Origin of the sequence: Streptomyces fulvoviolaceus (assembly GCF_000718165.1) — a bacterium.
Taxonomy (GTDB): domain Bacteria; phylum Actinomycetota; class Actinomycetes; order Streptomycetales; family Streptomycetaceae; genus Streptomyces; species Streptomyces fulvoviolaceus.
The window spans coordinates 38,494-58,620 of sequence record NZ_JOEY01000015.1 but is presented as its reverse complement, the minus strand read 5'-3'; the positions used below and the strand labels follow the sequence as shown (position 1 = coordinate 58,620).

The 20,127-nt window shown below is 72.2% G+C and carries 3 protein-coding genes; 1 reads left to right on the top strand and 2 read right to left on the bottom strand.

What is annotated here, in order from left to right; all coding sequences use genetic code 11:
- Window positions 1–26 precede the first annotated feature (26 nt).
- Entirely contained in the window at window positions 27–1,103 is a 1,077-nt protein-coding gene (locus IG08_RS0117235) for an iron-siderophore ABC transporter substrate-binding protein (protein ID WP_030602519.1), read from the top strand.
- 18 nt (window positions 1,104–1,121) lie between these two features.
- On the opposite strand, the gene IG08_RS0117230 is transcribed toward IG08_RS0117235, so the two are convergent.
- The gene (locus tag IG08_RS0117230; protein ID WP_030602516.1) at window positions 1,122–1,331 is read right to left on the bottom strand and encodes an MbtH family protein; all 210 of its coding nucleotides are present in this window, start codon (window positions 1,329–1,331) and stop codon (window positions 1,122–1,124) included.
- 16 nt (window positions 1,332–1,347) lie between these two features.
- Window positions 1,348–20,031 carry a non-ribosomal peptide synthetase gene (locus IG08_RS0117225; protein ID WP_030602513.1) on the bottom strand — a complete coding sequence of 6,228 codons (18,684 nt, stop codon included), beginning with the start codon at window positions 20,029–20,031 and terminating at the stop codon, window positions 1,348–1,350.
- Window positions 20,032–20,127: the final 96 nt, after the last annotated feature.

Here is a 20,127-nt window from a genome sequence, read left to right as displayed (position 1 = left end):
ACACCTCGAACCCCGAAGGACCGCCGATGTTCCGCTTCCGCTCCAGCAGAGCGCCACGCCTCGCCGCCGCGCTCACCTCAACCGCCCTCCTCCTCGTCACCGCCACGGCCTGCGGCGGCGACGACTCGGGATCCGACGCCTCGGACGCCGGCGCGGAGGCGAGCTCCTCCGCCGACTCCGCCTTCCCGGTCACCATCGCCCACAAGTACGGCAGTACGACCATCAAGTCCGAGCCCCAGCGGATCGTCACCGTCGGCCTCACCGACCAGGACGCGGTCCTCGCCCTCGGCAAGGTCCCCGTCGGCACCACCGAATGGCTCGGCGGCTACAAGGGCGCCGTCGGCCCCTGGGCCGCGGACAAGCTGGGCTCGGCCGCGGCGCCGACCGTGCTCAAGGACACCGGCACCGGACCGCAGGTCGAGAAGATCGCCGCCCTCAAGCCCGACCTGATCCTCGCGGTGTACGGCGGACTCACCAAGGAGCAGTACACGTCGCTGTCCGCGTTCGCCCCCGTGGTCGCCCAGCCGAAGCAGTACAACGACTACGGCGTCCCGTGGCAGGAGCAGGCCGAGACGATCGGCAAGGCGCTCGGCGAGCCGGAAGAGGCCGCGACGGCCGTCAAGGAGACCGAGGACCGGATCGCGGCGGCCGTCGCGGAGCACCCCGAGTTCAAGGGTGCCTCCGCCGTGATGGCCACGCCGTACGAGGGCATCTTCGTCTTCGGCAGCCAGGACCCGCGCTCGCACCTCCTCACCGACCTCGGGTTCACCCTGCCCGCCGACCTGGACAAGGTGATCGGCGACCAGTTCGGCGCGAACATCAGCAAGGAGCGCACCGACCTGCTCGACCAGGACGCCCTCGTGTGGCAGGTCGGGGACGTCACCAAGGACGCCGACAAGCTCCACAAGGACGCCTCCTACAAGGACCTGAACGTGGTGAAGCAGGGCCGTGAGGTCTACGTCAACGAGACCAGCGACTACGGCAACGCCCTGTCCATGGGCACCGTCCTCAGCCTGCGGTACGTCATCGAGCGACTGGTGCCGCAGCTGGCGGCGGCCGTCGACGGCAAGACGGACACGAAGGTGGAGCAGCCCGCGTCCTGAAACCGCCCGCGTGGAGCGTCAGTTGTCCATGACCTCCGCCAGACTCCGCGGCCGCATGTCGGTCCAGTGGGTCTCGACGTGATCCAGGCAGGACTGCCGGTCGGCCGGCCCGTGCACCACGCGCCAGCCGGCCGGCACGTCCACGAAGTCCGGCCAGAGGCTGTGCTGGTTCTCGTCGTTGACCAGCACCAGGTAGACGCCCTCGGGGTCCTCGAACGGGTTGCTCATGCTGTTGTTCCTCTCCTCATGAACTTGTCGGCGTGTCTCTGTCGGCCCGTGCGACGAGCCCTTCCAGCGCCCTGAACCACGTCTCGGCGAGGTCCTGGACCGTCTCGTGCGCCAACAGCCCTTCCAGATACGACCAGTGGGCGGTGAGCACGGGCCCCTCGGCCCGGTCCTCCGTCACCACGTTGATCTCCAGCGCGTGCCCCTGCCGCATCGCGGCCTCCGGGCCGATGTCGGCCAGGTCCTCCTCGGGTGCGTAGGACCAGTCCGTCTCCTCCGGGATGCCGAACCGGCCCAGGTAGTTGAACTCGACGCGGGCGGGCTCGCGGCTCGCCAACTCCTCGCGGGTACGGGGGTTGAGGTGCCGCAGCATGCCGTGGCCGACGCCGTTCGCGGGCAGCGACGCGAGGTGTTCACGCACCCGCCGTACGGCCTCCCGCGCGGCCTCTCCGCCCGCGAAGGCCTCGGCCGGATCGACCGGACCCGGATCGAGCCGCACCGGGAAGACGCTGGTGAACCAGCCCACCGTGCGGGAGAGATCGACGCCGTCCCCGCCCAACTCCTCCTCACGGCCGTGTCCTTCGAGGTCGACCAGGACGGAGGTGTCGGACCCTCCATCGCGCCGCCGCCGGTCGGCGAAGGCCAGCGCGAGCCCCGCGAGCAGCACGTCGTTGACACCGGCGCCGAACATGGCGGGTGCCGTGGAGAGGAGTGGTGCGGTGAGTTCGGTGGGCAGGCGCAGGATCACCTCCCGCCGGGTCGCGGTGGTGTCGCGGTCGGGGTCCGGCTCCCGCAGGAGCGGGAAGGGTTCGGAGTCTCCGTCCGACACGGCTGTCCACAGGGGGAGTTCGGCCTCGCGGGCCGAATCCTGGGCGAGCTCGGTCAGCAGCCGCGACCAGCGGGCGAAGGACGTCTCGACCGGGGCGAGCCGCGCCGGCCGCCCGGCGGAGACGTCCCGCCAGGCCGCGGCCAGGTCGGGGAGCAGGACGCGCCACGACACGCCGTCCACGACCAGGTGGTGGGCCATCAGCAGCAGCCGGCCGGGCGCGTCGCCCGCGTCGAACCACACGGCCCTGACCATGGCTCCCGCGTCCGGGTCCAGCAGGGCACGGGCCGCGTGGGCGTGCTCGCGGACCGCCTCGCCCAGCTCCTCGGCGTCGAGGCCCGTCACATCGATGTGGTCGAGCCACTCGGCCACCTCGACCGTACCGGTCGGCGGGACGTGCAGCGACCAGTCCTCGGTGGCCTGTCGGGACGGCCGTACAAGGGTCGCCCGCAGCAGGTCGTGCCGGTCGGCCAGTGCCTGGAGTACGGCGGTCAGGCCGGGCAGGTCCAGGTCCGCGGGGGTGCGGACGAGAGCCGCTTGGTGGTACGTCGAGAACGGGCCGCCGAGTTCGCGCAGCCAGTGCATCACCGGTGTGATCGGGATGGTGCCGGTGCCGTCGTCCTCCGGGCGGGATGCCTTCGTGGACTCAGCGACCGTGGCCAGCGCGGCCACCGTACGGTGCCGGAAGACCAGCCGCGGAGTGATCCGTACGCCCGCCGCCCGGGCCCGTCCGACGAGCTGCATCGCGACGATGCTGTCGCCGCCGAGCGCGAAGAAGTCGTCGTCCACGCCGACCTGTTCCAGCCCCAGCACCTCGGCGAAGACCGCGCAGAGCGCCTTCTCCAGGTCGGTGGCGGGCGGGCGGCCGGAGGAGACGGCGGAGAAGTCGGGCGCGGGCAGCGCGGCCCGGTCCAGCTTGCCGTTCGCCAGCTCCGGGAAACGGTCGAGGGCGACCACGGCCGCCGGGACCATGTGCTCCGGCAGCCGGGCGGCGACGTGCGCGCGCAGCTCGGCGGGGTCCGAGGCGGCGCCGGGGGACGGGACCACGTAGGCCACGAGCAGTTTGCGCGCCCCTTCCTGACGTACCGTCACCAGCGCCTGACCGACGTCCGGATGACTCGCGAGCACGGACTCGATCTCGGCCGGCTCGATGCGGAAGCCGCGGATCTTGACCTGGTCGTCGGCCCGGCCGAGGTAGTCGACGCGCCCGTCGGCGGTCCAGCGGGCCAGGTCACCGGTGCGGTACAGCCGTGCGCCCGGCCCGCCGAACGGGTCGGCCACGAACCGCTCGGCCGTCAGCCCCGGACGGCCCAGATACCCGCGGGCGAGACCGCCGCCGGACAGATACAGCTCGCCGGTGACGCCGGGCGGCACGGGTTGCAGCAGCCCGTCCAGGACGTAGGCCCGGGTGCCGGTCACCGGCAGCCCCACGAGTGGGCGTTCGCTGTCACGGACGCGGGCCACCAGGGCGTCCACGGTCGACTCCGTCGGCCCGTACAGATTGAACGCCTCGGTGCCGCGCAGCGCGGCCAGCCGCCGCCACAGCGCGACCGGTACGGCCTCGCCGCCCACGCCGACGACCGAGAGCGGGCACGCGTCGCCGTCCATGAGCCCGCTCTCCGCCATCTGTGCGAAGAACGACGGCGTGACCTCCAGGAAGTCGAACCGGTGCCGGACCACGGCTGCCGCGAGCAGTTCCGGATCGCGCCGCACCTCCTCGGACACGATGTGCACGCAGTGCCCGTCCAGCAGCCACAACTGGGGCTGCCAGGAGGCGTCGAAGAAGAACGACCAGGCGTGCCCGGCCCGCAGGTGCCGCCGCCCGGTGGCCTCGATCGCCGGTGCGTACAGCGTCTCGCGGTGACTGTGGAAGAGGTTGCCCAGGGTCTCGTGGGTGACCACGACTCCCTTGGGGCGGCCGGTGGAACCGGAGGTGTAGATGACGTAGGCCGGGTGACGAGGTGTCAGCTCGACGTCGGTGAGATCGGCCGGGGACTGCGCGGCGACCCGCTCGGGCGTCGTGGGGGCGTCCAGCACCAGCGTCTCGATGCCGGCCGGGATCGCGTGGGCGAGTTCACGCGTCGTGAGCGTCAGCACCGGCCGGGCGTCGTCGAGCACGTCCGCCGTACGCTCCACCGGCACGTCCGGGTCGAGCGGCAGATACGCCGCACCGGCCTTGTGCACGGCGAGTACGGCGACCAGGAAGCGGACCGTGCGCGGAAGCGCGAGGGCCACGAACCGCTCAGGTCCCGCACCGAGTTCGACCAGCAGCCGGGCCAGCCGGTTGGCCTCCGCGTTGAGCTCGGCGAAGGTGAGCTCGACGCCGTCGGAGGCGACGGCGGGCAACTCCGGGCACTGGCCCACCCGTTCGTCGAACAGCGCGGGCACGGTGGTCGGCGCGGCGAGGACCGGGCGGCTGTGCCAGCCACCGGTCAGGCGGCGCCGCTCGTCCGTGTCGAGGATGTCGATGCGCCCGAGCGGCAGGTCCGGGTCCGCGGTGACGGCCCGCAGGACGCGCCGCAGACGGTCCGCGAAGGACTGCGCGGTGGCGTGGTCGAACAGGTCGGCGCTGTACTCCAGGACGCCGTCGACGCCACCGCCGTCGCCGCGTTCCACGAAGTCGAAGGACAGGTCGAACTTGGCGGTCGTGTTCACCACCTCGTCCCGGTGGGTCCTCAGCCCGGGCAGCAGCCCGTCTTCGTCCCCGCCCGACGCCAGATACACCACCATCACCTGGAACAGCGGATGCCGAGCCAGCGAACGCGCCGGGTTGAGCGCCTCCACCAGCCGCTCGAAGGGCACGTCCTGGTGGTCGAAGGCCGCCAGGTCCGTCTCCCGCACCCGGGCGAGCAGCTGCCGGAAGGTCGGCTCACCGGAGGTGTCGGTGCGCAGCACCAGGGTGTTGAGGAAGAAGCCGACCAGATCCTCCAGGGCCGCGTCGGTCCGGCCGGAGATCGGACTGCCGATCGGGATGTCGTGGCCCGCGCCCAGCCGGGTGAGCAGGGACGCCACGGCCGCCTGGAGCACCATGAACACGCTGACGCCGTTGTCCCGCGCCAACCGGCGCAGATCCGCGGCCAGTTCGGCATCCAGGGACAGGTCGGCGGAGCCACCGCGGTAGGTCGACTCCAGCGGCCGGGCCCGGTCGACGGGCAGAACCAGCTCCTCGGGCAGGCCCGCCAACGCCTGCTTCCAGTAGTCGAGTTGCCGCTCACCGACCTCGGCGAGCAGGCGCTCCTGCCACAGCGTGTAGTCCGCGTACTGGACCGGCAACGCCTCCCAGTCGGGCGCCCGACCCTCGGCACGGGACGCGTAGGCGAGTGCCAGGTCCCGGTTCAGTGGCCCCTCGGACCACTCGTCACCGGCGATGTGGTGCAGCAGGAGCAGCAGCGTCCACTCCTCCTCGCCGGTGCGGAACACATGGACGCGCAGCGGCAGTTCACGGTCCAGCTCGAAGCCGTAAGCCCCGGCCTGAGCGAGCGGCTCGGGCAGCAGGCCCGCGTCGATGTCCTCCACCTCGAAGGGGACGGCGGCCTCGTGCGGCTCCAGAATCCGCTGGCAAGACCGGCCCTCCTCGTCGGGGAACACCGTCCGCAGCGTCTCGTGCCGTACGACGAGATCCTGCACCGCCGCCCGCAGCGCCCCGACGTCCAGGGCGCCGGTCAGCCGCCAGGCCGAGGGGATGTTGTACGTCGCACTGGGCCCCTCCACCTGGTACAGCACCCACAGCCGCTGCTGGGCGGAGGACAGCGGGAGTCGTTCGGGCCGCGGGCGAGGCCTGAGCACCGGACGGACGTCGAGCGCACCGCCCTCCGCCAGTCGGGCCGCGAGCCGGGACACCGTCGGCGCGTCGAACACCGTGCGCAGCGACACCTCGGCCCCGAACGCCGCCCGGATCCCGGCGACCAGCCGCATGGCCAGCAGCGAGTGGCCGCCCAGGACGAAGAAGTCGTCGTCGACGCCGACCCGTTCCACCCCCAGCACGCCCGCGAACAGGCCGCACAGGATCTCCTCGCGGGGATCGCGCGCCCGGCCGCCGGCTCCGCCGCTCGCCGCGAAGTCGTGGGCGGGCAGCGCGCGGCGGTCGAGCTTGCCGTTGGGGGTGAGCGGTAGGGTGTCGAGCGGGACGAAGGCCGCCGGGACCATGTGTTCGGGCAGGGCGGCAGTGGCGTGACGGCGCAGCGCCTCCGTGTCGAGGACCGCTCCGGCGCCCGGGACGACGTACGCCACGAGTCGCTGGTCGTGCGGGACGACGACCGCGTGACCGACGGAGCCGTGCCGTGTCAGGACGGTCTCGATCTCGCCGGGCTCGATCCGCACACCGCGGATCTTGACCTGGTGGTCGGTGCGGCCGAGGAAGTCGAGCGTGCCGTCGGGCCGCCAACGGGCCAGGTCGCCCGTGCGGTACATGCGGGCGCCCGGTGCGCCGTACGGGTCGGCGACGAACCGCTCGGTGGTGAGGGCGGGGCGGCCGAGGTAGCCGCGGGCCAGCTGGACGCCCGACAGGTACAGCTCTCCCGCGACGCCGGGCGGAACCGGTCGCAGCGAGGCGTCCAGGACGTACGCGCGGGTGTTCCACACGGGTCGGCCGATCACCACGCGCCCGGCATCCGGCAGCACCTCCATCGCCGTGACGTCGACCGATGCCTCGGTCGGCCCGTACAGGTTGTGCAGCTCGGCCGACAGCACCCGGTGGAAACGCTCGGCCACCGCGACCGGCAGCGCCTCACCACTGCACATGACCCGACGCAGACCGGTGCACTGCGCGGCGGTGGGCTCCTCCAGGAAGATCTGGAGCATGGACGGCACGAAGTGCACGGTGGTGATGCTCTGCTCCCGGATCAGCCCGGCCAGGTGGGCAGGGTCCTTGTGGCCGTCCGGGCGAGCGAGCACCAACGCCGCTCCGGTGATCAGCGGCCAGAAGAACTCCCACACCGACACGTCGAAGCCGGTCGGAGTCTTCTGCAACACCCGGTCCTCGGCCGTCAGACCGTACGCGTCCTGCATCCACAGCAACCGGTTGACGATGCCCTGGTGCGGGACGACCACGCCCTTGGGGCGGCCCGTCGACCCGGAGGTGTAGATCACGTAGGCCGGGGTCGACGGGTCGTACGACGTGGGTAGTGCACCTTCAGGCCCCTCCGGCAGCGCGTCCTCCACCACGCACACCGGCCGGGACTCCTCCAGCATGAGCGCGAGCCGCTCACTCGGCTGGTCGGGATCCAGCGGCAGGTACGCCCCGCCCGCGCGGTGCACGGCCAGCAGGGCGACGACGAGGTCCACCGAACGCGGCAGTGCCACCGCCACCGTGCACTCCGGACCCACCCCCATCCCGGCCAGCATCCCTGCTGTCCGCTCGACGCGTGCGTCCAACTCCGCGTAGGTCAGGCGCTGTTCGCCGAAGACCAGGGCCAGGGCGTCGGGCGTGCGATCCACCTGGGCGCGGAACAGCTCCGGGAGAGTCGTCGCCGGGACCTCGTGCGCGGTGTCGTTCCAATGACGGAGGACCGACTCACGCTCTTCGTCGTCCAGCACCTCCAAGTCCCTTACCGGCGAGTCCGGTTCGGACACCACCCGCTCCAGCAGCCGGACCAGCCGACCGGCCAGCCGCTCGGCCGTCGCGGCGTCGCACAGGTCGACGGCGTACTCCAGGAGCAGCGCGAGGCGGTCCCGGCCCACCTCGTCCACGAACGTGAAGTGGAGGTCGAACTTCGCCATGCCGGTGTCCATGTCGAACCACTCGGTGGGCATGCCCAGCACGTCGGGGTCGCCGTCGGGCCGGTAGTGGTAGCCGAGCATGACCTGGAACAGCGGGTTGCGGCCCACCATGCGGGGCGGGTTGACGGCCTCGACGACCTGGTCGAAGGGCAGGTCCTGGTGCTCGAACGCGTCCAGGGACGATTCCCGTACCCGCGCGAGGAGTTGGCGGAACGTCACGTCCTCGCCGGACAGGTCGGTGCGCAGCACGAGCGTGTTGACGAAGAAGCCGACCAGGTCGCCCAGCGCTTCGTCCGTGCGGCCCGCGATGGGCGCCCCCAGCGGGATGTCCTCCCCGGCGCCGAGCCGGTGCAGCAGAGCGGCGGTGGCGGCCTGGAACAGCATGAACATGCTGGTGCCGGTGGCGCCGGACAGCTCACGCAGGGCGCGGCCGGTGTCGGCGGCCAGCTCCACGCGGACCTTGCCGCCGCGCCCGGAAGGCTCCTCGGGCCGGGGGCGGTCGAGAGGGAGGGCCAGCTCCTCGGGCAGGTCCCGCAGGGCCTCGGTCCAGTGGGCGAGCTGTGCCTCGCCGACCTGGCCGAGCAGCGTGTCCTGCCAGAGGGTGTAGTCGGCGTACTGGACCGGCAGCGGCGCCCACTCCGGTGCCCGGCCCGCACGGCGGGCCTCGTAGGCCGTGGTGAGGTCGGTCAGGAACGGCCGGTCCGACCACTCGTCGGTCGTGATGTGGTGCAGCACCAGCGCCACCACGTGGTCGTCCGCGCGCAGCCTCAACACCTCGGCGCGTACGGGCAGTTCGACACCCAGGTCGAAGGGGCGGCGCTGGGCCGCCTCGATCCGCGCGCCCAGTTCACCCTCGTCGACGTCGGCCACGACGAACTCCGGCTCGGCCTCACCGGGCGGCACGATCCACTGGTACGGCTCGCCGTCCTCCTCCAGGAACCGTGTACGGAGTGCCTCATGACGATCCGTCACATCACATACGGCGGCCCGCAGCGCGTCCAGATCCAGTGCCCCCCGGAGCCGGAAGACCAGCGGGAAGTTGTACGCCACCCCGCCGTCAGGATCACCGGTGATCCGCTCCACCAGCCACAGCCGCCGCTGGGCCGCCGACAGCGGGATACGGGCGGGCCGTTCGGCCACGGGCTTCAGTACCGGCCGGGCCGGCCGCCCGCCCTCCGCGCGCAGCGCCAGCGCCTCGGGCGTCGGCGCCTCGAACAGGTCACGGATCGCGAGCTCGGCGCCCAGCTCGGTGCGGGCCCGGCTGATCAGCCGTGTCGCCAGCAGCGAATGACCGCCCAGGTCGAAGAAGTTGTCCTCCGCGCCGGTGCGGGGCAGCCCCAGCACCTCGGCGAAGAGACGGCACAGCACCTCCTCCACGGGCGTGCGCGGCCCGCGCCCCTCCGACAGGGCCAGCGCGGGTTCGGCGTCCGGCAGCGCGCGCACGTCGAGCTTGCCGTTGTCGTTCATCGGCAGCCCGGGCAGGACCACGAAGGCGGCCGGGACCATGTAGCCGGGCAGCCGCTGCCCCAGGTCCTCGCGCAGCCGCCGTACGAGGGCGCCGTTGCCGCGCGTCGCGGTGGGGGTGTTGGCGTACGGAGCGGTGCCGCGGTCGGCGCGGGGGCGGTACAAGCCGGACGTGCGCACCGGGTCGGCGTCACCGCGCACGAACACGGCGTCGTAGAAGCCCGGTTCGTCCGACCACGTGGTCAGCGCGTGACAGCCCTCGCGGAAGCCGCGCAGCTCCTCCGGCTCCACGCCCGGTGTGCCGGGAGCGGTGGGCCGCCCGGCGTCCATCGCCCGCATCGCCGCGAGATCCTCCGCCGTACGAGGGTCGGGAATCCGCCGTACGCGGAGCACTTCGGCCTCTTCCAGCCGTGCCTGGAGCGCGCCTCTCCCGGACCAGTCCCGCACGGGCGCGTCACGCAGGTCCAGGGAGCCTTCGCCGTCGTACAACACGACGTCGTACCGGTAGCGGGTCAGTTCGTTGTGGTGCCGTCCTGCCTTGGTGCGCAGTTCGACGCCCACGCCGAGCGTGGTGAACCAGTCGGGATCGACGAGGAGTTCCTTCTCCAGCGCGAGACCCCGGTCCACGGACCGGCGCAGATCCTGGTCGCCCGTACGGGCGAGCTGGATGCCCGTCTGGAAGGCCCGCGCCTGCCGCAGATCCCGGACGTCACCGAGGAACAGCGCACCGCCCGGCGCGAGCAGGCCCATCGCACCGCGGATCACCTGGCGCAGATGGTCCAGGCTCGGGAAGTACTGCACGACGGAGTTGATGACGATCGTGTCGAAGAATCCGACCGGCAGTCCCTCCGTCATCTCGGCGGCCTGGCACCGTAGTTCCACCTTCCGGGCCAGCGCCGGATCGGCCTTCAGATCCTTGCCGAGCTTGCGGATGACCGGCGCAGCGAAGTCCGTCGCCCAGTAGGACTCGGCCTCCGGGGCGAGCCGGGACAGCAGCAGGCCGGAGCCGACGCCGATCTCCAGGATGCGCTGCGGCCGCAGCTCGCGGATGCGCTCCACCGTCGCCTCGCGCCACTCCCGCATGTGGTCCAACGGGATCGGTTCGCCGTCGTAGGAGCTGTCCCAGCCGGCGAAGTCCTCGGTGAAGAGGGCCGTGCCGATCTCGGTGTACTCGGCGGAGTAGATCTCCCGCCACTCACCGATCTGCTCGCGCTCGGCCAACTCCCTTGTCGAATCGTCGGGTTCGGCGGGCACGACGTAGCCCACCAGTCGCTTGGTGCCGGGTGCGGAGGTGTCGTCCCGGGCGATCACGGCGGCCCGGGACACCTCGGGGTGCTGGGCGAGCGCCGACTCGATCTCACCCAACTCCACCCGGTAGCCACGGATCTTGACCTGATCGTCGGTGCGGCCCAGGAAGTCCAGGTTGCCGTCGGGGCGACGCCGTACCAGGTCGCCGGTGCGGTACACGCGCTCACCCGGCCGCCCGTACGGATCGGCCACGAACCGCTCGGCGGTCAGACCCGGCCGGTCGAGATAACCGCGGGCCAGGCCCACACCCGCGATGTACAACTCGCCCGCCACACCGTCCGGCACCGGACGCAGCCAGGTGTCGAGGATGCGGGCGCGGGTGGCGCGGATCGGGCGGCCCACGGTCGGGGTCGCGCTGTCGTGGGTGCCGCCGCCGAGCGTGTTGATCGTGTACTCGGTGGGTCCGTACAGGTTGTAGCCGTACGTCCCCTCGGTGTCCCGCAGCGTGTTCCACACCGTCTCGGTGACCGCCTCGCCGCCGAGCAGCACCAAGGGCGGCCGGTGCCCCTCCAACAGGCCTTCCTCGATGAGGAGATGGGCGTAGGTAGGGGTCACGTTCACCACGTCGACGTGGTGCTCCTCGCAGTACGCCACCAGCGCGGTCGCGTCCCGCCTCAACTCCTCGTCGCAGATGTGCACCTCGTGTCCCTCGACGAGCCACAGCAGCTCCTCCCAGGACATGTCGAACGCGAACGACACGGTGTGCGCGATGCGCAGCCGCCGCCCGCCGGCCGAGGCGATCGCCGGGGCGAAGATCTCCTTCTGGTGGTTGAGCTGCATGTTCGTCAGGCCGGTGTAGGGCGTGACGACACCCTTGGGGCGGCCGGTCGACCCTGAGGTGTAGATGACGTAGGCCGGGTGGTCGAGGCTGAAGACCCGGGAGACGGGATCGGTGGACAGCCCCCCGAGCACGTCCGGTTCGTCGAGCAGTACACGAGGGATGTCGCCCGTGAGGGTCCGCGAGACCGCCTTCGTCGACAGCAGGAGCAGCGGGTGGGCGTCGGCCAGCATCAGCGACAGCCGCTCGGCCGGGTGGTCCAGCTCCAGCGGCAGGTAGGCGGCGCCGGTGCGCAGGACGGCGAACAGCGCCACCACCATGTCGATCGAGCGCGGCAGACCGAGCGCGACGACCTGCTCCGGCCCGGCACCGCGCGCGATCAGCAGCCGGGCCAGCTGGTTGCAGCGCGCGTCGAGTTCGGCGTACGTCACCGTCTGCGCGCCGAAGACGAGGGCTGTCGCGTCCGGGGTGCGGGCGGCCTGCGCGGCCAGCAAGTCGGCCACCGTCTCGTGCGGCACGGGCTGCCGCTGCCCGGCCTCCTCGCGGGCCAGTGCGGCGGACTCCGCCGGGAGCAGCGGGTCCAGTGCGCCGACGGGGGCGGACGGGTCGCTGATCAGTCGGTCCAGCAGATGCACGAACCGGTCCAACAGGGCTTGTGCGTAGGGGGCGTTGATGAGGTCCGGGCGGTAGGTGAGCGTGACCCGGACCCGTTCGCCGGGCGTGACGACCAGGTTGGCCGGGTAGTGCGTGGCGTCCACGTTGGCGACGGCGGTGGCGCCGTGCCGGTCGCGCAGCTCGGCGAGCCGCTCGTCGGTGTCGGCGTTGCGGAGCACGAAGAGCGTGTCGAACAGCCGACGGTGACCCGTCTCGGCCTGCAGCACACCCAGGCCCAGGTACTCGTACGGCATCAGCGCCAGCCGTTCGCCCTGGACGCGGTGCAGCAGGTCGAGGACCGGCTCGCGGGGGTCGAAGGCGAGGCGCGCGGGGACCGTGTTGAGGAACATGCCGATGACGTTCTCGACGTCCGGCACCTCCGTCGGCCGCCCGGCGACCGTGGTGCCGAAGACGACGTCGTCGCGGCCCGTCGCGCTCGCCAGGACCAGCCCCCAGGCCGCGTTGAGCACGGTGTTGAGGGTCAGACCGTGACGGCGGGCGGTGCCGCGCAGCCGCTCGGCCGCGGCCGGGTCGAGTACGGCGTCGAGCTGCTCGGGGATCACCGGCTCCAGGCCCCGGTCGTCGGTGACGGCGGGCACCAGGAGCGTGGGCTCGTCGAAACCGGCCAGCGCGGCCCGCCACGCACCGGACGCCTCGGAGTCGTCCTGCCGCTCCAGCCAGCTCAGATAGTCGCGGTACGAGCCCGGCCGGGCCAGCCCCGCCGGATCACCCCCGCTCTCGTACAGCGCGAACAACTGGTCCAGGAACAGCCAGGCCGACCAGCCGTCCCACAGGATCAGATGCCGTCCTACGACGAGCCGGTCGCCGCGCCCGTCGCCGAGCCGCACCAGCAGCATCCGGAAGAGCAGCGGACGGCTCAGGTCGAAGCGGCGGGCACGCTCCTCGTCCATCAACTCCCGCACACACCGGTCCTGTTCGGCCGACGGCAGCCCGGACAGGTCCACCTCCGTCAGCGGGATCTCGGCGTCCCGCACGATGAACTGCACCGGCTGACGCTGACCTTCGCTGGTGAACCCGGCGCGCAGGCTCGGGTTGCGGGCCAGCAGGGTGCGCGTCGCCGCACGCAGCCGCTCGGTGTCCACGCGGTCGGCGAAGTCGAAGGACTCGTGGACCGTGTACACGTCCAGGGCGCCGTCGTCGTACGTGGAGTGGAAGAACAGGCCTTCCTGGAGCGGGGCGAGCGGCCACACGTCCTCGATCCGGCCGGGGGCGAGCCGTTCGACGTGCGCACGCTCTTCCTCGGCCAGGGCGAAGGTGGACGCGGGGGTCGCCGTATCGGCAAGAGCGACGGTGGCCGCCGCCGCGAGCGCCGCCGGTGTGCGGTGCTCGAACACGTCACGCGGCCCGAGCACCAGACCCGCGCGATGGGCCCGGCTGGACACCGCGATGGAGCTGATGCTGTCGCCGCCGAGCAGGAAGAAGTCGTCGTCGACCCCGACGTCCGGCACCTTCAGTACGGCGGTGAAGATCTCGGTGAGGACCTGTTCCCGGGGATCGGCCGGGGCGCGAGTGGCGGTGGTCCGTACGGCCTGCGGGGCGGGCAGCGCGGCCCGGTCCAGCTTGCCGCTGGGCGTGAGCGGCAGCGCGTCGAGGACGACCCAGGCGCCCGGGACCATGGGGGAGGGGAGGGCGTCGGCCAAGGCCTCGCGGAGTTCGGTGACTTGGGGCGTTGTGCCGGCAGCCACCAGGTAGGCGACGAGCGTGTCCTCCCGTACCGTCACGGCCGCCTGCGCCACACCCTCCAGACGCACCAACGCGGCCTCGATCTCGCCGAGTTCGACCCGGTTGCCGCGCAGCTTGACCTGCCGGTCGGTCCGGCCCAGGTACTCGACCACTCCGTCCGGGCGACGCCGTACCAGGTCGCCGGTGCGGTACATGCGGCTGCCGGGCGGGCCGTAGGGATCGGCCGTGAACCGCTCGGCGGTCAGTGCCGGACGGGCGTGGTAGCCGCGGGCGAGCTGGACGCCGGTGAGGTAGAGCTCGCCGGGGACGTCGTCGGGGACCGGGCGGAGGCAGGAGTCCAGCACGCGCAGTCCCGTGTTCCACAGCGGGCGCCCGATGGGCACGGACGAACCCTCCGCCGCGCCGTCGTACGGGTGGTGGGTGACGTCGACCGCGGCCTCGGTGGGGCCGTACAGGTTGTGCAGCGGTACGCCGGTCAGCGTGTGCCAGCGGCTCGCGGCGGCCACCGGCAGTGCCTCGCCGCTGCTCAGCACCCGGCGCAGCGAGGCCGCCCAGCCGGGGTCGCCCGTGACCTGGTCGGACTGGAGGAACGCCTCCAGCATGGACGGCACGAAGTGCATCGTGGTGATGCCCTGCTCGCGCACGAGCCCGGAGAGGTGGACGGGGTCCCGGTGGCCGTCCGGCCGGGCGAGGACCACGGCCGCGCCTTCCAGGAGCGGCCAGAAGAACTCCCACACGGACACGTCGAAGCTGGACGGCGTCTTCTGCAGGACCCGGTCGTCGGCGCGCAGGCCGTACGCGTCCTGCATCCAGGCGAGCCGGTTGAGGATGGCGCGGTGGGTGACGACGACACCCTTGGGGAGGCCGGTCGAGCCGGAGGTGTAGATGAGGTAGGCGGGGTCGTCGGGGGTGGCCGGCGGCTCGGGAGCGGCCCCCGAATCGCGCGATTCGAGGTCCAGCAGGAGCAGTGGCGGAACGTTTGTTCGTGGCAGTCGGCCGGCACTGCCCGACACCGTCACCACCGCGGTGGCGCCGGAGTCGGCCAGCATGTGGGCCACCCGGTCCGCCGGGTAGTCCAGGTCGAGCGGCAGATAGGCCGCGCCCGACTTCAGTACGCCGAGCAGCGCGACCATCAGCTCCGTCGAGCGCGGGACGGCGACAGCGACGAACGCACCGGGGCGGGCGCCACGCCTGCGGAGTCGGGCGGCCAACTGATCTGCCCGCGCGTCGAGTTGGGCGTAAGTGAGCCGCTCGCCCTCGAAGACGACGGCCGTCGCTTCCGGCGTCCGGGCCACCTGGGCCGCGAACGCCTGCGCCAAGGTGACCGCCGCGACCTGGCGCTCCTCGCCGGCCGGATGGGCCCGCAGCGCCTCGTCGGCCGACAGCAGCTCGACACCGGCGGCACGCTGCTCCGGGTCCTCGGCGATGGCCTCCAGGACCCGCGCCAGCCGCTCGCCGAGCCCTCGTACGAAGTCACCGTCCAGCCGCTCCGCGTGATGCTTGAGTCGCAGGTCGAGCCGTCTGCCGGGCTTGACGACGAGGGCGAGGGGATAGTGGACGGCGTCGTGGAACGCGTCGCCGGTGATCCGTACGCGGCCCGAGGCGTCCCGCAGGTCGGTCTCGGCGGGGTAGTTCTCGAACACCACGAGCGTGTCGAAGAGTTCGCCCCCGCCCGCGTGCCCCGCCAGCCGCTGGATCTCCGCCAGCCCGAGGTGCTGATGGTCGAGCAGCCGCGCCTGCTCCTCCTGGAGCCGTCGCAGCAGCGCCCCGAGCGACTCGCCCGGCGCCCAACGGAAGCGTGTCGGCAGGGTGTTGATGAACAGCCCCACCATCGAGGCGATGCCGTCGACCTCGGTGTCGCGCCCCGAGACCGTGGTGCCGAACACGACGTCCCCCCGGCCCGTCAGCCTGCCCAGCAACAGCCCCCAGGCGGCCTGCACCACCGTGCCGAGAGTGACCCCGTGTTCGCGGGCGCGCTCGGCCAGGCGGGCGGTCGTCAGCTCGGGCAGCTCCACCCGGACGTGCTCCGGCCGCACGAGTGCCCGTCCTGCCGGGGAGTCGGCCAGTCGCGTGGGCTCGTCGAGCCCGGCGAGGGCGCCGCGCCAGGCCTCGCGCGCGGCCTCGCGGTCCTGCTCGGCGAGGCGGCGCAGGTGGGCGCGGTACGGGGTGACCTCGTCGAGCGGGGGCGCGTCGGTGCCGTAGTGCGCCATCAGTTCGCGGTGCAGGACGGGCAACGACCAGCCGTCCGCGATGATGTGATGGAAGGTCAGGATCAGGCGAGCGCGCTGCTCACCGAGGCGGACCAGGGCGCAGCGCAGGAGCGGCGGTGCGGCCAGGTCGAAGCCGGCGGCCCGTTCGTCGGCGGCGAGCGCCTCACCGTCTTCCGGGGATCCGGCGATCTCCCGCCACGGCAGCTCGACACCCCGGGCGATGATCTGCACCGGCATGCCGTCCGGACGCCGACGGAAGGCCGCCCGCAGCGGGGCGTGCCGGTCCAGCAGGCGCTGCGCGGCCCGTCGTAGCGTCGGACCGTCGATCGGCCCGGCCAGGTCGAGGACCTGCTGGACCACGTAGAGGTCGCCGCCGTCCGCCGCGCCGGTCAGCGAGTGGAAGAAGAAGCCCTGCTGGAGCGGGGTGAGCGGCAGCAACTCCTCGAGTTCCAGCGGACGTTCGCCCTGGATCTCGGCCAGTTCGGACGCGTCGAGCTCCAACAGGGGCGCTTCATCGGCCCGTTCATGGGTGCGCTCGACGGCCGCCTTCGCCAGGGCCTCGACCGTACGGTGCCGGAACACGTCCCGGGTGGTCAGCCGCAGGCCCGCCTGCCGTGCCCCGATCAGCAGTTGGATGGCGGTGATGCTGTCGCCGCCGAGGGCGAGGAAGTCGTCCTCCGCCGTCACCGAGTCCAGCCCGAGCACCTCGGCGTACAGCGCGCAGAGCAGCTTCTCGCGCGCGGTCCGGGCGGGGCGCCCCGAGCTCATCCCGGCGTAGTCCGGGGCGGGCAGCGCCCGCGCGTCGATCTTGCCGCTCGGGGTGACGGGCAGGGTGTACAGGGGGACGAACGCCGACGGGACCATGTAGTCGGGCAGCCACTCGGCGGCATGCGCGCGCAGGGTCCTCATCAGCGCCGTCACCTCGCGGAAGGGTGCGGGGCGGTTGGCGTGGGGGTACGCGCCGGCGGTCCGGTACAGCCCGGTGAGCGGGCCGTCGAGGGCCAGTACGGCGTCGAAGGCACCGTCGTCGGCGCTGCCGTTCCAGGTGAGGGCCACCCGGTATCCGTGCTCGACGGCCAGGGCGTGCAGGTCCTCCGGATCCGCCCCCGCGGCCGCCGTCCCGCTGCTGCCCTCCAGCCGCCACAGGTCCGCCAGGTCGTCGGAGAGCCGGGCGTTGGGGATTCCGGTGATGCGTAGCCGTCGAGGCCGATCGGTCAGCCCCGTGCCGACCTCCGCCCAGGAGACCACCCGCTCCTCCGGAGGGATCGCACGTGGTCCGGGGCGCAGGACGACGTCGTACCGGTACCGGCTCAGCTCGTTGTGATGAATACCCCGCTTGATCCGTATCTCCGCGTCGAACCCGTCGAGCGCGGCGAAGAAGTCCGGGTCCAGCAGGAGCTCGCCCTCCCAGCGCACCGACTGTTCGACGGCGGCCCGCAGCGCGTTCTTGTCGTCCGACTCCTCGGCCCGCCGTGTCTCGACAGCTGCCCGCAGCGTGCGCAGCAGCCGCAGATTGCGTACGTCCCCGACGAAGATCCGCCCGCCGGGCGCGAGCAGCCCCGAGACCTGGCGCAGTACGTCGGTGAGGTACGCGGCACTCGGGAAGTACTGGGCGACGGAGTTGAGGACGATCGCGTCGAAGTAGCCGACGGGCAGCCCGTCGGTGTCGTGCGCGGGCTGGGCGCGCAGCTCGACCTTGGCCGCCAGTTGGGGGTCGAGTTGGGCGCGCAGTGTCCTGATCGCCTCCGTGGAGAGATCGGTGCCCCAGTAGCTCTCGCAGTCGGGCGCGATGCGGCTCAGGATCAGTCCGCTGCCGACGCCGATCTCCAACACCCGTCCCTGAGAGCCGAGTGCGCGGATGCGGGCGACCGTCTCCTCCCGCCACTCGCGCATCTCTTCCACGGGGATCGGCCGGCCGTCGTACATGCTGTTCCAGCCCGCGAAGTTCTCCTGAGAGCCCTCTGTGCCGGCGGCGCTGTAGAGGAGTTCGTGGACCTGCTTCCACTCCTCCACCCGGACGTCGGGTCCGTCGAGGGAGGGGACGACGTACGCGGCCAGTCGCCGGTCGCCGGGCCGGTCCTCGCGGACGGTCACCGTGACCTGGTCGACGGCCGGATGCCCGCGCAGTACGGACTCGATCTCGCCCGGCTCGATGCGGAAGCCACGGATCTTGACCTGGGCGTCGGCCCGGCCGAGGAACTCCAGCCGCCCGTCGGCCCGCCATCGGACCAGGTCACCCGTGCGGTACAGCCGCTCGCCCGGCGCGCCGAACGGATCCGCGACGAACCGTTCCGCGGTCAGGTCCGGGCGCCCGAGATACCCCCGGGCCAGTCCCGCGCCCCCGAGGTACAACTCGCCCGTCACACCCGCCGGGACCGGCCGCAGGAAGGCGTCGAGCACATACGCCCGCGTCCCCGGGTCGGGCACCCCGATCGGCACGATCGCCCCGGCCGGGGTGTCCGGATCGCACAGCCCCAGCGTGGAGTTGGTGGTCGCCTCGGTGGGGCCGTACGCGTTGAACATCATCCGCCCACGCGCGTACCGCCCGACCAGCTCGGGGGAGACCCGCTCGGTCCCCGCCAACAGGGTGGCCGCGGGCGGCAGTTGTACGTCATCAGGCATCGCGGCGAGCAGAGCGGGTGGCAGGATCATGAACGTGATCCCGTGGGCGTTCGCGTAGTCCGCGAGCGGCGGTCCTGGCACCCGGCGCTCGGCCGGTACGACGACGAGACGGCCGCCGGAGAGCAGCCCGAGGCACAGGTCCCAGAAGGCGACGTCGAAGCTCGGCGAGGCGAACTGCAGCACCCGGCTGTGCGGTCCGATGCCGAACCGCTCGCTCTGCGTGGCGACCAGCTTCGCCACGCCGGCGTGCGAGAGAACGACTCCCTTGGGGCGTCCGGTGGAACCCGAGGTGTAGATCACGTAGGCGGCGTTGAGGACGGTGAGTGGTCCGCCGCGGTCCTCGTCGGTGGGGTCGTGGCTCGGCAACTCCGCCAACTCGGCCTTCATGGCAGGGGAGTCGAGCTCCAGCAAGTCGGGAAGGCCCTCGCCGGTCTCCTGCGTGGTCACCGTGCACACGGGCACCGCGTCCCCGAGCATGTACGCGATCCGGTCCGCCGGATAGTCGTGGTCGATCGGCAGATAGGCGGCACCGGACTTGAGGACGGCGACCTCGGCGACGATCAGCTCGAGGGAGCGCGGCAGCGCCAGCGCCACGATGCGCTCGGGGCCGGCGCCGCGCGCGATCAGGGCGTGCGCGAGGCGGTTGGCCCGCTCGTCCAGCTCGGCGTAGGTGAGTTCCTCGTCCTCGAAGACCAGGGCGACGGCGTCGGGGCGCAGCCGGACCTGCTCGGCGAACATCGCGGGCCAGGTTCCGGCGGGGACCGAGTGCGCGGTGGCGTTCCAGCCGACGACGACCTGCTCGTACTCCTCCGGGCCCATGAGGGCGAGCCGGGCGACCGGGGTATCGGGGTGGGCCAGGGCGTCGGTGAGCAGGGTGCGGTAGTGGACGAGCAGGCGCTGAACCGTCGTACCGTCGAAGAGACTTGGGTTGTACGTCGCCCGTGCCGTGCCTTCGCCCGTCTCCAGCAGGAGGTCGACGGGACCGGGATGCTCTCCGGTGGCGCGGTCGGCCGTACCGAAAGCCGTGTTGAAGAACAGCCCGCCGCCGCGCGTCGGCCGAGGACGCAGTTCGTCCACCAGGAGGTCCACCGGCACCCGTTGGGCCACGGCCTCCTCCCAGGCCTGCGTCACCCGCAGCGTCAACTCCCGGAAGGTCGGCTCGTGTTCGACGGAGACCCGCACCGGGAGTTCGTCGTACCCGACGGTGATGTCCACGGCCCCGCCGTAGCGGTGGAGCAGGGCCACGAAGGCCGCGAGCCGTACGGGGTCGGGGGCCTCGGGGACGTCATACACGGTGTGGACCTGGCGTTCCGGCGCTGGCTCCGGCGGATGTGGCCGATCTGCCGGCAGTGCGGTCTCCAGAGGGAGCGGGGTGAGCAACCGCCGCCAGTACGCCAGGACTTCCTCGGAACCGCACACAGCAGCGTGCCTCCCCAGCGGGTCGTTGCCCCGGCCCTGGGCCAGGGGGTCGGCGACATACTAAGGTAAGGGTTACCTAATTCACAGGGTATGCAC